A 14091-nucleotide genomic window follows, 5' to 3' on the forward strand; every position below is an offset into this window, starting at 1 on the left:
CGTCACGCCGTCGCGTCCGGGCCGGGGACCAGGTAGTGGTAACGGTGGTGCTCGGTGCAGCCCAGCCGTGCGTAGAGCGCCCGCGCCGGCTCGTTGTCCAGGGCGACCTGCAGCACGGCGAACCGCGCACCCCGCGCCCGGCCCCACGCCGCGGCGTCCGCGGTCAGCCGGGCCGCGACGCCGGTCCGTCGCGCCGACGGGTCGGTGTGCAGCCGGGACAGGTACAGATGGTCGTCGACGACGGTCGCCCGTACGGCGCCGAGCACGTCGCCGTCACGGCGGGCGAGCCCGAACCCCGACTCCGGACCGTCCGGCCCGGGGACGAGCACCCGCTCCCGCGCCGCGGCACCGGGGTCGTCGGGGCCCTCGCCGAACAGGTCCCACCACGCCACGTCCGGGACGGCGTCGAACGCGACGTCGAGGGCGCCGTCCGAGGGTCCGGCGGCGCCGGCGAGTGCGCCGAGGTCCGCGACCAGCGCCGCCACCTCGGAGCCCTGCGCCCAGCCGGCCTCGAGCGCCCACCCGGCCTCCCGCACCCGGTTCGACCACGGCGAGCCCTCCGGTGTCGCGACGACCGGCGGGATCGCGTGCTCGGCGGCGAACGCGCGCACCGCGGCCAGGGCGTCGGTCACCGGCATCCCGGGGTCGGCGGCGGCCAGCGCGGAGTTCGCGCGGTGGGTGAACCCGTCCGCCGCGCGCAGGCGCCAGCCGCCCAGGTCGCGTCGCGCCACCGGCGGCCAGGCGTCGGCGCAGAGCTGCTCCAGACGGCCCACCGCGGCCCAGGAAGGCCGTCGCGGCGGCGCCGGTGGGACGGCACGGACCGCCACCACGTCGTCGGGATCCACCGTCACCGGGCCGGACCGGGCGTGCACGACGAACGTGCCGTCGCCGGCCTCGGTGAGGTCCCCGACCGCGTCGGTGAACCGGGGCCCCGGCCCGCCGTCGGCAAAGATCCGCCTGCGCAGCGAGACACGCTGCCCCACCAGGGCTGCGAGCCGGTCGTCGAACCGCTGGGTGGATTCCAACTGAGGCGCACCTCTCTCCTGCCCCCGCGAGGTACGCGGGTTAACCTGCCGGTAGTCGTAGTTGACCGGACACCTCACCACCACATTTTTCCGGGGGTGTTCGCAACCCGAGTGGAGGACCACCGAAGTGACCTACGTGATCGCCGAGCCCTGCGTCGACCTGCTCGACAAGGCGTGCATCGAGGAATGCCCGGTGGACTGCATCTACGAGGGTGGCCGGATGCTCTACATCCACCCCGACGAGTGCGTGGACTGCGGCGCCTGCGAGCCGGTCTGCCCGGTCGAGGCCATTTACTACGAGGACGACGTCCCCGAGCAGTGGGCCGCCTACACCAAGGCCAACGTCGACTTCTTCGACGAGCTCGGCTCGCCCGGCGGCGCCTCCAAGGTCGGCAAGACCGACAAGGACGTGGAGCCGGCCGCCAGCCTGCCCCCGCAGTCGCACGACGAGTGAGCCCCCGGCACCTGTGACACGCAGAGCACTCCCGGACTTCCCCTGGGACTCCCTCGGCGCCGCACGCGAGCGGGCCACCGCCCACCCGGACGGGTTGGTGGACCTCTCCGTCGGCACCCCGGTCGACCCGGTCCCCGACGTCGTGCGCGACGCCCTGTGCGGGCCCGCGTCGACCGAGCCCGGGTACCCGACGACGCACGGACCGGCCGATCTGCGCGAGGCCGTCACGGCGTCGCTGGAGCGCCGGTTCGGCGTGTCCGGGGTCGACCCGGTCGCGGTGCTGCCGACGATCGGGTCCAAGGAGATGGTGGCGTGGCTGCCGACGCTGCTGGACCTGCAGCCCGGCGACGGCGTCGTCATCCCGGAGCTCGCGTACCCGACCTACGAGGTGGGCGCCCGCCTGGCCGGTCTCGACTCCGTGCGGTCCGACGGGCTGACCGCGGCCGGGCCCGGACGCGTGCGGCTCGTGTGGCTGAACTCGCCGTCGAACCCGACCGGGCGCGTGCTGCCGGTCGAGCACCTGCGCAAGGTCGTGACGTGGGCCCGCGAGCGCGGGGCGGTCGTCGCCTCCGACGAGTGCTACCTCGGCCTGCCCGGAGCCGCAGACCCGGCACCGCTCTCGGTGCTGCACCCCGACGTCTGCGGCGGCGACCACACCGGCCTGCTCGCGGTGCACTCGCTGTCGAAGGTCTCGAACCTGGCCGGGTACCGCGCCGGGTTCGTCACCGGTGACCCCGCGCTGGTCGCGGGGCTGCTGGAGGTCCGCAAGCACGCCGGCATGATCGTCCCGCGGCCGGTGCAGGCCGCGCTGGCGGCCGCCGTCTCCGACGACGCGCACGTCGCCGTGCAGGCCGCCCGCTACGAGGCGCGCCGCACCCGTCTGCGCGCCGGGCTGGAGGCGTTCGGCCTCAAGATCGAGCACTCGGCCGCGGGTCTCTACCTCTGGGCCACCGAGGGCGAGAACTGCCGCACCACCGTCGCGCGCCTGGCCGAGCGCGGGATCCTCGTCGCGCCCGGTGAGTTCTACGGCCCCGCCGGCTCGTCGCACGTCCGGGTCGCGCTGACCGCCTCCGACGAGCGGATCGATACGGCCGCGGACCGCCTCGGCGCGTCATGACCGCGCGGGACTCCGCCGCCGCCGGTCCCGGGGCGACGGGTTCCGCGACCGGTCGAGGGGTGCCGCCCCGCGTCCCGCCGTGGCTGGTGCTCCTCGGCGTCCTGGCCCTGGCCGCGAATCTGCGCGCCGCACTGGCCGGGTACCCGCCGCTGCTGCAGACCGCCCGCGACGAGCTCGGTGTGTCCGCGGGCGCCGCCGGCCTGGTGCAGGCGGGTGCGGTGCTGACGATGTCGCTGGCGTCGTTCACCGCGTCCCCGCTGGCCGCCCGGCTCGGACGGGAACGCCTGCTCGGCGGCGCCGTCGGCCTGATCGCGCTGGGCAGCCTCCTGCGCGGGATCGCGGCGCTGCCGTCGCTGGTCGGCGGCAGCGTGCTGGTCGGGTTCGGTATCGGCACCGCCGGGGTGCTGATCACCGGCGTGGTCAAGGAGCACCTGCCCGAGCGCGCCGGGACCGTCAGCGGGGCCTACGTCGTCTCCATGATGATCGGCGCGACGGTGTCGTCGGCGGTCGCGGTGCCGCTGGCCGTCGGGCTGGGCGGGTGGTCGTTCTCGCTGGCGGTGTGGGCCGTCCCGGCGGTGCTGGCGCTCGGGGTCTGGGTTCCGGTCGCGGCACGGATCGGTCGTGCCGGGCCGCCTCCGGGAGCTGCCCCCGCCCCCGCCACTACGGCGGTCGAGGCGCGCTCACGGCCCTGGCACGACCCGTTCGCGCGCCGGATCGCCTGCTACCTCGCCGGGTCGTCGGGGATCTTCTACGGCTGGCTGACCTGGCTGGCCCCGCTCTACGAGTCCTATGGCTGGAGCCCGCAGCGCGCCGGGCTGCTGCTGTCGGTGTGGAGCATCGCCCAGATCCCGGCCGCGCTGGTGATGCCGGCGGTCGCCGAGCGGCGTCGGCGCTGGCGGTTCTGGGCGTCGGTCACGGTGGCCAGCGGGGTGACCGGCACGCTCGGGACGCTGCTGCTGCCGGGCGCGACGACGGTCGCGCCGTGGATCTGGGCGGCACTGATCGGGATCGGCGTCGGGGCCGGGTTCTCCCTGGGCCTGGCCGTGATCGCCTGGCGCACCCCGGACGCGGCCCGCAGCGCGGCCGTCTCCGGGTTCGCGCTCGGGATCGGTTACCTCGCGGCCGGGCTGGGCCCGCTGGCGATGGGCCTGCTGATCGACCTCACCGGGGGCTTCCCGGCCGCGATCGTGCTGGTCCTGGCGTCGGCGACGCTGCAGGCCGGGGCGATCTGGAGGATCGGTGACCGCCCGCGTTCCGAGGACGCGGGCCGTCCCGTCGACGAGGTCTGTTAGAGGGAGCCGGCCCGCTCGTTGAGCGTCTGCCAGGCCGCCCACCACTGACGCCGCAGCTCCTCGGCCCGGGCGCGCTCACGCTCGACCAGCCGACCGCCGACGAACACGACGTGCGCGTCCGGGGCGTCGCCGAGGTCGTCGAGCAGGCGCCGGATCCGGTGCTCGGCCACGCACGCGTCCTGGTGGTCGCCGAGCACCTCCTGCAGCTCCGCCGACGCGGCGAGGGTCTTGCGGATGCGGTTCGCCGACTTCGTGCGACGGCCCTTCTCGTCGCGCATCGCGGGCTCCACCAGCTCACCGGTGTAGCGCAGCCGCTTCGTGCGGATCCGCAGGTCGTGCAGCGTCATGTCCGGCGGGTCCTCGCCGGCGCGGCGGACGGCCTTGTCCAGCTTGCGTGCCTCGGCCCGCACCAGGTCGATCAGCTCCGGGCGGGCGAGCCCCTCCTCCGGCTCCGGCAACGGGTCGCGCACGACGGCCTCGAGCCGGCGCAGCAGCGTCGCGTACCGCTCGTCGTCCAGGGCCGCGATCATCGCGATCCGGGCCGTCCCGCGCTCTTCCTCCAGGTGGGCCACCAGCCGGTCCCCGGCCGCGCGCTCGGCGGCGGGCAGCTCGGTGATCTCGCCGCGGAGCCGGGCGATCATCACGTCGAGGTCGCGCACCGGCCCGAGTGCTCGCCCGAGCCAGCCCAGCTCAGCGCGCAGCGCGTCCGCCCACTGCGCGTCGAGCAGCGTGCGGGCGGCCTTGAGTGCGGCCCGCATCCGGCGCACCGAGACCCGCATCTGGTGCAGGTCCTCGATGTCGACGCCGGCGCGGGTGCCCGGGTCGTGCAGCAGCAGCGACCGCAGGCGCTTGTCCAGCAGGACCCGGACGTGGTGCACCGCCGGGGCGCCGGGGTCGGCCGTGATCGGGTCCGGGAGCTCCTCCAGGCGGAGGAGCCCGTTCTGCGAGCCGTGCTGGGCGTCGGGCGCGTCGTCGCTCGTGGGCGTGTCACCCGGCGCGTCGCTGGTCACGGGCGAGGAGGTGGTCACGGTCGTCCTAGTTCGCGTGCAGGGCGGAGTTGAGGGCGATGCCGTCGCCGGTGCGGGGGAGCACCTCGACGGTGCCGGTGACGGAGTTGCGGCGCAGCAGCAGCCCGTCCCGGCCGGAGAACGTCCCGGCCTTGGCGGTCGAGCCGTCCGGCAGCGTCACCTTCGTGCCGGCGGTGACGTAGAGCCCGGCCTCGACGACGCAGTCGTCACCGAGCGAGATGCCGATGCCGGCGTTGGCGCCGAGCAGGCAGCGCTTCCCGATCGAGATGACCTCCTTGCCGCCACCGGAGAGCGTGCCCATGACCGAGGCGCTGCCGCCCAGGTCGGACCCGTCCCCGACGACGACGCCGGCCGAGATCCGCCCCTCCACCATCGAGGCGCCGAGCGTTCCGGCGTTGAAATTGACGAAGCCCTCGTGCATCACGGTGGTGCCCTCGGCCAGGTGCGCGCCCAGGCGGACCCGGTCGGCGTCGCCGATCCGGATGCCGGTCGGGAGCACGTAGTCGACCATCCGCGGGAACTTGTCCACGTGCGTGACGGTGACCTGCCCGCGACGGCGCAGCCGCGCCCGGACCAGCTCGAAACCGGGCACCGCGCACGGACCGTGGTTGGTCCAGACGACGTTGGCGAGCAGCCCGAACTGGCCGTCGAGGTTCGCCTGGTGCGGGGCGATCAGCCGGTGGCTGAGCAGGTGCAGGCGCAGGTACGCGTCGGCGGCGTCGGCGGGCGGCTCGGACAGCGACGTGATCTCGGTGCGGACCACCCGGGTGCTCACGCCCCGGTCGTCGTCGGTGCCGGTCAGCGCCTCGAGATCGGCGGTCGGGTCACCGGCGGAGCTCTCCGCTCCGGCCAGCTGCGGGGCCGGGTACCAGACGTCGAGGACGGTGCCCTCGGACGTGACGGTGGCCAGGCCGGTGCCGGAAGCGCCCTCGCGGCGGTACTCGGTGCTCACAGGCGCCGAAACTACCTGCTGCACGGCCACCCGACCCGCGCGGGCGGATCACGTCACGAGTCCTGATCCGGCCACCCCGCCCGCCGGCGCGCCTCCCGGAGCTCTCGCTGCCGCGCCCGCCGTCGCAGCCAGGCCTCGACCGTCGGCGGGGGCGGAGCGGCCCGCAACCGCGCCACCCGGACCTCCCACTGGCTGCGCGCACGTTGGACGTCCCGCCTCTCCCGGTCACGGTGGTAGGTCTCGGGTGGGTGGGCCATGCCGTAGATCGAGGCCCACCACTCGCCGGGCTCCGGGTCCACGATCGTGTCCAGGTGCGAGGGGTACCGCTTGCCGGCGCCGTCGCGCAGGTCGTCGTCCGGCGGATCCTCCATCGGGGCGACCACCCGGCCGTTCCGGTCCACGGCGACCAGCAGCAGGTCCGTCTCGACCAGGATCCTGTTCAGCACGGACAGGCTCGGGATCAGCTTCCCGGACTCGATCCGGGCGATGGTCGACCGCGACAACCCTGTGCGTTCGGCCATCTCCCGCTGGCTCGCATCGGCCCGTCGGCGCACGGCGCGGCACAGGCCCGCCGGATCCGGGTACGCGATCCCGTCCCCGCCCGGACGCCGCGGATCCGGCGCCGGGTCCACCTCGTCGGTCATGCGATCCACGATGCGGCCGGAGCGTCTCCTCGGACGGATCACTCGTCGACCTGTGGACGGATGGTCCGGGTTGTGGACAGCCGTCGCCCGCGTGTCGGCGCTCGGCGGCCCGAGGTCGCCGAGGACCGGCTTCTCGGCGCGCTTTGCCATGCACACACCGGTGCGTCCGGGGGAGCTTTGCCGTGCGCACGCCGGTGCGTCCAGACGCGCTTGCCGTGCGCACGCCGGTGCGTCCGGGAGGTCTCCGCCTCCGGACGTCCGAGTCCTGGCCGTCCACGACGGGTGAGATGACGCCGGTGGTCCTCCGATTCAGCTCACCCGACCACTGGCCGCATCTCAGCTGTCGGACCCGGCTCCGTGGACGTCTCCGGGCGCAGATCTCGACGCTTCGACCGGTCGAGACTGCGGCCTGGACGCGTGGGGGTGTGCATGGCAAAGCGAGCCCCGAGACCTGTGCTCGAGGGCCGGACCGGGGCGCCGAGGCCGCTGAGGCTGCCCGGGCTGCCCCCGGATCTCGGCCCCGTCGGACCCCCGGCCCGGCCCGGCAGCGGGGTACGGGGTGGGTAGCGTCGCTGCGGTGACGAGCACGCTGCCCGAACTGGACCTGACCTCCGACCCGGTGGCGCTGACCGCGGCGCTGGTGGACGTCGCGAGCGTGTCGGGGGAGGAGCGGGTGCTGGCCGACGCCCTGGAGCGGGCGTTGCGGACGCAGGCGCCGCACCTGGAGGTGCTGCGCTCGGGTGACGCGGTGCTGGCGCGGACGAACCTGGGCCGGTCGCAGCGGGTTCTGCTGGCCGGGCACCTGGACACCGTGCCGATCGCGGACAACGTGCCGAGCCGGCGGGCCGACGGCGTCATCCACGGGTGCGGGACCTCGGACATGAAGGCCGGCGACGCCGTGTTCGCGCACCTGGCCGCCACGCTGACGGCCCCGCGCGTCGACCTGACCTGCGTGTTCTACGACTGTGAGGAGGTCGAGGCCGTGCGCAACGGGCTCGGCCGGATCGAGCGGGAGCACCCGGACTGGCTGGTCGCCGACCTGGCCGTGCTCGGGGAGCCGACCGACGGTGCGCTGGAGGCGGGCTGCCAGGGGACGCTGCGGGTGGAGATCCGGACGTCCGGGCGGCGGGCGCACTCGGCGCGGTCCTGGCTCGGGGACAACGCGATCCACCACGCCGGCGACGTGCTGGCGCGACTGCAGGCCTACACCCCGCGCGACGTCGACATCGACGGCTGCGTCTACCGGGAGGGGCTGCAGGCGGTGCGGATCGCCGGCGGCGTGGCGGGCAACGTCGTGCCGGACGAGTGCGTCGTCACGGTGAACTTCCGGTTCGCGCCGGACCGCAGCACCGATGCGGCGCTGGCGCACGTCCGTGAGGTGTTCGACGGGTTCGAGCTGACCGTCACCGACCTCTCCGCCGCCGCCCTGCCCGGGCTCTCCGCGCCGGCCGCGGCGGACTTCGTGCGGGCCAGCGGGGCGGTGCCGCGGGCGAAGTACGGCTGGACCGACGTGTCCCGGTTCGCGGCGCTGGGCATCCCGGCCGTCAACTACGGTCCCGGCGACCCGAACCTCGCCCACACCCGGGAGGAGCACGTCGCCGAGGCCGCCGTCACCCGTTGTGCGGACGTTCTGCGCCGCTACCTGAGCGCGGACGGGCCGGACGAGCGGGCCTCACTACGCTGACGGTCATGACGCAGGAGAACCACCCGGCCGAGAAGCTGCGGGGCCCGGTCGTGCTCCGCCGCGAGCACCGCAACGAGGCCACCACCACCGACCAGCGTCTGCTCGACTCCCGCGGCCCCAGCGACTGGGTGCACACCGACCCGTGGCGGGTCCTGCGGATCCAGGCCGAGTTCGTCGAGGGCTTCGGCATGCTCGCCGAGATGCCCCGCGCCGCGACGGTGTTCGGCTCGGCCCGGACACCGGTCGGGTCCCCGGAGTACGAGACCGGGCGCGAGCTGGGCGCGCGGCTCGCCGGAGCGGGCTTCGCCGTGATCACCGGCGGCGGCCCGGGCGCGATGGAGGCGGCCAACCGCGGCTGCTCCGAGGCCGGCGGGCTCTCGGTCGGCCTGGGCATCGAGCTGCCGTTCGAGCAGGGGCTCAACCCCTGGGTCGACCAGGGCATCAACTTCCGCTACTTCTTCACCCGCAAGACCATGTTCGTGAAGTACTCGCAGGCCTTCATCTGCCTGCCCGGCGGCTTCGGCACCCTCGACGAGCTGTTCGAGGCCCTGGTCCTGGTGCAGACGAAGAAGGTCACCAAGTTCCCGGTCGTGCTGCTGGGCAAGGACTACTGGGGCGGGCTCTACGACTGGGTCGCCAAGACCATGGTGAGCGAGGGCAAGATCAGCAAGAAGGACCTGGACCTGCTGCACCTCACCGACGACATCGACGACGCCGTCGACGTCGTGCACGAGGCGTACCACGCATGGGAGGAGGCGCATTGAGCACGCGGAACGGGGGCGCCCCGGACGGTGGGTTCTCGGTCTGCGTCTACTGCGCGTCCTCCGACGGCATCGCGCCGCACTACGTCGAGCTCGCCGACGCCGTCGGGCGCGGGATCGCCGCGCGCGGCTGGACGCTGGTCTCCGGCGGCGGCAAGAAGTCGATGATGGGCGCGGTGGCGAGCGGGGCCCGGGCCGGTGGCGCGCGGACGGTCGGCGTCATCCCGCGGTCGATGGTCGAGCGGGAGTGGGCCGACACCGACGCCGACGAGCTCGTCGTCACCGAGTCCATGCGCGAGCGCAAGCAGCGGATGGAGGACCGCGCGGACGCGTTCCTCACCCTGCCCGGTGGCATCGGCACCTGCGAGGAGCTGTTCGAGGTGTGGACGGCCGGCACGCTCGACCTGCACACCAAGCCGCTGGTGCTGCTCGATCCGGACGGGCACTGGACCGGCCTGCTGGACTGGGTCGCCGGGCTGACCGGGCGCGGGTTCGCCGGACGCGGGCCGATGGAGCGCCTGCGTGTGGTCACGGACGTGACGGCCGCCCTGGACGCGTGCGTACCGGCCGGCGTCACCCCCGGGTGACGCGCCGCCCGCGTCGGCACACGATGTCGGTCCCTCGTGATTCGATGGCGGGATGGGGACCGCTCTGATCTACCTGCTCGTCCTGGCGGTCGTCGCAGCGGTGGTGTTCGTGGCGGCCGCCGCCGTGTTCGGCCGGGGCGAGGAGCTGGCGCCGCTCGCGCCGGACGCCACACCGACCCGGCTGCCGGCCGTCGAGGTGCAGGGGGCGGACGTGCGCGGTCTGCGTTTCCAGCAGGTCGTGCGCGGATACCGGATGGTGGAGGTCGACTGGGCGCTGGACCGCCTGGCCGGCGAGCTGGACCGGGTCCAGGCCGACCGCCGCGAGCTGGTCGCGCACGTGACCCGGCTGGAGACGACGATCGCGCGGATGCGCACCGAAGGAGTCCGGGATGAGTAATGCGGCGAGTCGCGAGGAGCTGACCGTCCCGGTCGACGTCGGGGTGCCCGCCGACTACCTGTGGCGGGCCGTCACCGATTGGCCCGGGCAGTCGGACTGGATGCTCGGCACCACCGTCGAGCTCACCGGCGGTGACGGGCGCTCGGTCGGGTCGACGCTGCGCGCGGTGACCGGGATCGGCCCGCTGGGCGTCGCCGACACGATGGAGATCACCGAGTGGGCGGACGAGCCGGGCGGGCCGCGCCGCGCCGTCGTCACCCACACCGGCAGCGTCGTGCAGGGTGACGGCGTGTTCGCCGTCGTCGAGCTCGGCCCGCGCCGCAGCCGGTTCCTCTGGACCGAGCTGCTCGACGTCCCGTTCGGCGCCCTCGGACGGGCCGGCTGGCCGCTGGTGCGCCCGGCGTTCCGTGCCGGGGTCGCGAGCTCGCTGCGCAAGATGGCCCGCCAGACCGAGGAGCGCTACCGGGCCGAGGAGGCTCGCCGGGCCGGGAACGGCGGCTGAGGTGGTCGACGCGCCGGACGCCGGCCCCTACGACCCGCACGACGGTCGCGGCCGCTGCGAATGGGCGGGCTCCACACCGGACTACGTCGCCTACCACGACGAGGAGTGGGGTCACGCGGTCCACGGCGTCGCCGCGATGTACGAGCGGCTGAGCCTGGAGGCGTTCCAGTCCGGGCTGTCCTGGATCACGATCCTGCGCAAGCGGCCCGCGTTCCGGGAGGCCTTCGCCGGGTTCGATCCGGAGAAGGTCGCCCGCTTCGGTCAGGACGACCGCGCCCGCCTGCTCGCCGACGCCGGCATCGTCCGGAACCGGCTCAAGATCGACGCCGCGATCGCCAACGCCCGGGCCGTGCTCGACCTCGACACCCCGCTCGACGAGCTGCTGTGGTCGTTCGCGCCGGACCCGGCGACGCACGTCCGCCCGGCCGGCCTGGCCGACGTCCCCGCCGTCACCCCCGAGTCCACCGCGATGGCCAAGGAGCTCAAGCGGCGCGGGCTGCGCTTCGTCGGCCCGACCACGTGCTACGCGCTGATGCAGGCGACCGGCCTCGTCGACGACCACGTGGCGCACTGCTGGCGGGCCGACGCAGCGTGACGTCCCCGGTGCCCGCGACCGGCGCCGTCCACGTGATCGCCATCAGGGTGCGTCCGAGCCGTTGCGCTGCGTGAACGCTGCCGAGTCGTGATCGCCTCGGTTGCACCACACCTCGGGCGATGGGGGACAATGGAGCCACCGGCGACCGGCGCGCTCCCTTCAGACACGCGGTCGGCGGAATCGATCACTGTCACACCACGGAGGAAACGAGAATGGCCGCGATGAAGCCCCGCACCGGCGACGGCCCCCTGGAAGTGACCAAAGAGGGCCGGGGCATCGTGATGCGGGTCCCGCTCGAGGGCGGAGGTCGTCTCGTCGTGGAGATGACCCCCGAAGAGGCGACGAACCTCGGCGAGGCCCTGAACGCCACCTGCGGCTGAGCCGCACCACCGATCACCAGGGGGAAGAAACGGGGGATCGGGCGGGGGCGTCAGAGCCGGTCGTAGACCTCCACCGTGCGGCGGGCCATCTCGGCCCAGGCGAACTCCCGCACGGCGCGCTCCCGTCCGCGCTCGCCCATCCGGGCGGCCCGGTCCGGGTCCGCCACGAGCTCGTTGATCGCGGCGGCCAGGTCGGACTCGAACCGCGCGGTGTCGCCGGCGTCGTAGTGGGCGAGCAGCCCGGTGTCGCCGTCCGCGACGACCTCGGGGATGCCGCCCACGTCCGAGGCGACGACGGCGGTCCCGCACGCCATCGCCTCCAGGTTGACGATCCCGAGCGGCTCGTAGACCGAGGGGCACACGAACACCGTCGCCGCCGAGAGCAGCTGGCGGACCTCCGTTGTCTGCAGCATCCGGCGCACCCAGACGACGCCGGAGCGGCCCGCGGACAGCTCGGCGACCGCCCGCTCGATCTCCGCCTCGAGCTCGGGCGTGTCCGGCGCGCCCGCGCACAGCACGATCTGCGCCTCCGGTGACACCTGGTGCGCGGCGGCGACCAGGTGCGCGAGGCCCTTCTGCCGGGTGATGCGCCCGACGAAGACCACCGACGGGCGGTCCGGGTCCACCCCGGCCGCGCGGACGGCGTCGCGGCCGTCGTCGGGACGGTAGAACTCGGTGTCGATCCCGTTGTGCACGACGTGGACGCGCTCCGGGTCGACGTCGGGGTAGGCGGCCAGCACGTCGCGGCGCATCCCGTGCGACACCGCGATCACCGCGTCCGCGGCCTCGTAGGCGGTGCGCTCCACCCAGGACGACACCCGGTAGCCGCCGCCGAGCTGCTCGGCCTTCCACGGCCGCAGCGGCTCCAGCGAGTGCGCGGTCACCACGTGCGGGCGTCCGTGCAGCAGCTTGCCCAGGTGACCCGCCATGTTGGCGTACCAGGTGTGCGAGTGCAGGACGTCGCAGCCGTCCAGCGCGGCGGCCATCGTCACGTCCGTCCCGAGCGTGGTCAGGGCCGCGTTCGCGCCCCGCAGCTCGGCCGGGACCGGGTGCACGGTGACGCCGTCGCGGGCCGGGGCGCCGGCGTCGCCGAAGCAGTGGACGTCGACGTCGACGAGCTCGCGCAGCGCGGGGACCAGGTACTCCACGTGCACCCCCGCCCCGCCGTAGACGTCTGGGGGGTACTCCCGGGTCAACAGGCCGACGCGCACGCGGCGACGGTAACGCCTGCGCCCGCGGCGGGACAGCCCGGCGGCACGCGGTGCCCGACACAGATGGCCGGCAGGTGGCCGATGATCGACATGGTCCGTTCGCCGCTGGCCGGGAGCGGGGTGTGGCACTAGGGTTTCATCCGGGTCGCGCAGGTCCTCGACGAGAGACCTCACGGCGCGGCCGGATCGAGAGCGGGGGTTGCGATGACCGCAATGAGCGGGGTGCGCCCGTCGTCGGCGTCGGGCCAGCTCTCGGCGAACGTGCTGGGAATCGTGCTCGCCGGTGGCGAGGGCAAGCGGCTCTGGCCGCTGACGGCGGACCGGGCGAAGCCGGGGGTGCCGTTCGGCGGGAACTACCGCCTGATCGACTTCGTGCTGTCCAACCTGGTCAACGCCGGCCTGGACCGCATCTGCGTGCTGACCCAGTACAAGTCGCACTCGCTGGACCGCCACATCTCCACGACGTGGCGTCTGTCCAGCGTGCTGGACCAGTACATCACCACCGTCCCGGCGCAGCAGCGGCTCGGGCGTCGCTGGTACACCGGCAGCGCGGACGCGATCTTCCAGAGCCTGAACCTGGTCTACGACGACCAGCCGGACTACATCGCGGTCTTCGGCGCCGACCACGTGTACCGGATGGACCCGGCGCAGATGATCGCCCAGCACATCGAGAGCGGCGCCGGCGTGACCGTCGCCGGGATCCGGGTGCCGCGCGCGGAGGCGAAGGCGTTCGGCTGCATCGCCGCCGACGAGTCCGGCAAGATCACCGACTTCGTCGAGAAGCCGTCCGACCCGCCGGCCGTCGCGGACGACCCCGAGGTCACGTTCGCCTCGATGGGCAACTACGTGTTCTCCACCGATGCGCTGCTCGACACGTTGCGCACCGACGCCGAGAACAACGACTCCGACCACGACATGGGCGGCGACATCATCCCGGCCCTGGTCGCCCAGGGTGCCGCGCACGTCTACGACTTCGCCGAGAACCGGGTGCCCGGGGCGACCGAGCGCGACGCCGGCTACTGGCGCGACGTCGGGACGATCGACGCCTACTACGACGCGCACACCGACCTGGTGTCGGTGCACCCGATCTTCAACCTCTACAACATGCGCTGGCCGATCCGCACCGCCACCCCGGCGCTGCCGCCGGCGAAGTTCGTCGAGGGCGGCATCGCGCAGGACTCGATCGTCGGCGCCGGCACGATCATCTCCGGGGCGATCGTGCGCCGGTCGGTGATCAGCCCGAACGTGATGGTGCAGGGCGGCGCGGAGGTCTCGGACTCGGTCGTGCTGCCGGGCGCCCGGATCGGCCGCGGCGCGGTCGTGCGGCGCGCGATCCTGGACAAGAACGTCGTGGTCCCACCCGGTGCGCTGATCGGGGTGGACCTGAACACCGACCGGGCCCGCTACACGGTCAGCCCGGGCGGCGTCGTCGTGCTGGGCAAGGGCGTCACCGCCCAGTAGG

General features: G+C 74.0%; 16 protein-coding genes. 11 read left to right on the forward strand and 5 right to left on the reverse strand.

All coding sequences use genetic code 11. The features are described from left to right. Positions 1 to 2: 2 nt before the first annotated feature. Entirely contained in the window at positions 3 to 1025 is a 1023-nt protein-coding gene (locus tag EV383_RS04420) for a GNAT family N-acetyltransferase (protein ID WP_242622887.1), read from the reverse strand. Between the two features lie 127 nt (positions 1026 to 1152). Here EV383_RS04420 and fdxA point away from each other — a divergent pair, with 127 nt between their 5' ends. From fdxA to EV383_RS04435, 3 genes are read left to right on the forward strand one after another with little or no spacing between them, the layout of a single operon-like run. Further along, complete coding sequence (gene fdxA, locus EV383_RS04425) at positions 1153 to 1479, forward strand: ferredoxin (protein ID WP_130288724.1); 327 nt, start codon at positions 1153 to 1155, stop codon at positions 1477 to 1479. Positions 1480 to 1492: 13 nt separating this feature from the next. Then, positions 1493 to 2596 carry a succinyldiaminopimelate transaminase gene (dapC, locus tag EV383_RS04430; RefSeq protein ID WP_130288725.1) on the forward strand — a complete coding sequence of 368 codons (1104 nt, stop codon included), beginning with the start codon at positions 1493 to 1495 and terminating at the stop codon, positions 2594 to 2596. Continuing rightward, positions 2593 to 3888: an MFS transporter gene (locus EV383_RS04435; protein WP_242622888.1), complete on the forward strand. Its 1296-nt coding sequence runs from the start codon at positions 2593 to 2595 to the stop codon at positions 3886 to 3888. The genes dapC and EV383_RS04435 overlap by 4 nt, the downstream gene beginning before the upstream one ends. Here EV383_RS04435 and EV383_RS04440 read toward each other — a convergent pair. From EV383_RS04440 to EV383_RS04450, 3 genes are read right to left on the reverse strand one after another with little or no spacing between them, the layout of a single operon-like run. Beyond that, positions 3885 to 4916: a CHAD domain-containing protein gene (locus EV383_RS04440; protein WP_242622889.1), complete on the reverse strand. Its 1032-nt coding sequence runs from the start codon at positions 4914 to 4916 to the stop codon at positions 3885 to 3887. The two genes, EV383_RS04435 and EV383_RS04440, sit on opposite strands and share 4 nt — an antisense overlap. Before the next feature lie 7 nt (positions 4917 to 4923). Continuing rightward, positions 4924 to 5868: a 2,3,4,5-tetrahydropyridine-2,6-dicarboxylate N-succinyltransferase gene (dapD, locus tag EV383_RS04445; protein ID WP_130288726.1), complete on the reverse strand. Its 945-nt coding sequence runs from the start codon at positions 5866 to 5868 to the stop codon at positions 4924 to 4926. Positions 5869 to 5921: 53 nt separating this feature from the next. Next, positions 5922 to 6512 (reverse strand): helix-turn-helix domain-containing protein, encoded by a 591-nt coding sequence (locus EV383_RS04450; RefSeq protein WP_130288727.1) that lies wholly within the window; start codon positions 6510 to 6512, stop codon positions 5922 to 5924. A 589-nt stretch (positions 6513 to 7101) separates the two neighbouring features. Here EV383_RS04450 and dapE point away from each other — a divergent pair. The 7 genes from dapE to EV383_RS04485 all read left to right on the forward strand — a co-directional run bounded on the left by dapE (position 7102) and on the right by EV383_RS04485 (position 11418). After that, complete coding sequence (gene dapE, locus EV383_RS04455; RefSeq protein ID WP_207223740.1) at positions 7102 to 8196, forward strand: succinyl-diaminopimelate desuccinylase; 1095 nt, start codon at positions 7102 to 7104, stop codon at positions 8194 to 8196. 5 nt (positions 8197 to 8201) lie between these two features. Beyond that, positions 8202 to 8960, forward strand: coding sequence for an LOG family protein (locus EV383_RS04460; RefSeq protein ID WP_130288729.1), 759 nt, complete (start codon positions 8202 to 8204; stop codon positions 8958 to 8960). Next, positions 8957 to 9544 (forward strand): LOG family protein, encoded by a 588-nt coding sequence (locus EV383_RS04465; RefSeq protein ID WP_242622890.1) that lies wholly within the window; start codon positions 8957 to 8959, stop codon positions 9542 to 9544. The genes EV383_RS04460 and EV383_RS04465 overlap by 4 nt, the downstream gene beginning before the upstream one ends. A 52-nt stretch (positions 9545 to 9596) precedes the next feature. Then, entirely contained in the window at positions 9597 to 9941 is a 345-nt protein-coding gene (locus EV383_RS04470) for a DivIVA domain-containing protein (protein ID WP_130288731.1), read from the forward strand. Further along, positions 9934 to 10443 carry an SRPBCC family protein gene (locus EV383_RS04475; protein ID WP_130288732.1) on the forward strand — a complete coding sequence of 170 codons (510 nt, stop codon included), beginning with the start codon at positions 9934 to 9936 and terminating at the stop codon, positions 10441 to 10443. Before EV383_RS04470 ends, EV383_RS04475 begins: the two co-directional genes overlap by 8 nt. A gap of 1 nt (position 10444) precedes the next feature. Further along, positions 10445 to 11038, forward strand: coding sequence for a DNA-3-methyladenine glycosylase I (locus tag EV383_RS04480; protein WP_130288733.1), 594 nt, complete (start codon positions 10445 to 10447; stop codon positions 11036 to 11038). A 212-nt stretch (positions 11039 to 11250) separates the two neighbouring features. Next, positions 11251 to 11418 (forward strand): DUF3117 domain-containing protein, encoded by a 168-nt coding sequence (locus tag EV383_RS04485; protein WP_130288734.1) that lies wholly within the window; start codon positions 11251 to 11253, stop codon positions 11416 to 11418. 50 nt (positions 11419 to 11468) lie between these two features. Here EV383_RS04485 and glgA read toward each other — a convergent pair whose 3' ends face one another. Next, entirely contained in the window at positions 11469 to 12629 is a 1161-nt protein-coding gene (gene glgA, locus EV383_RS04490; RefSeq protein WP_130288735.1) for a glycogen synthase, read from the reverse strand. A 204-nt stretch (positions 12630 to 12833) separates the two neighbouring features. Between glgA and glgC the strand changes: the two genes are divergently transcribed. Continuing rightward, positions 12834 to 14090 (forward strand): glucose-1-phosphate adenylyltransferase, encoded by a 1257-nt coding sequence (gene glgC / locus EV383_RS04495; protein WP_242622891.1) that lies wholly within the window; start codon positions 12834 to 12836, stop codon positions 14088 to 14090. The last annotated feature ends 1 nt before the right edge of the window (position 14091 follow it).

It is taken from the genome of Pseudonocardia sediminis (assembly GCF_004217185.1).
In the GTDB taxonomy this organism is placed as follows: Bacteria; Actinomycetota; Actinomycetes; order Mycobacteriales; family Pseudonocardiaceae; genus Pseudonocardia; species Pseudonocardia sediminis.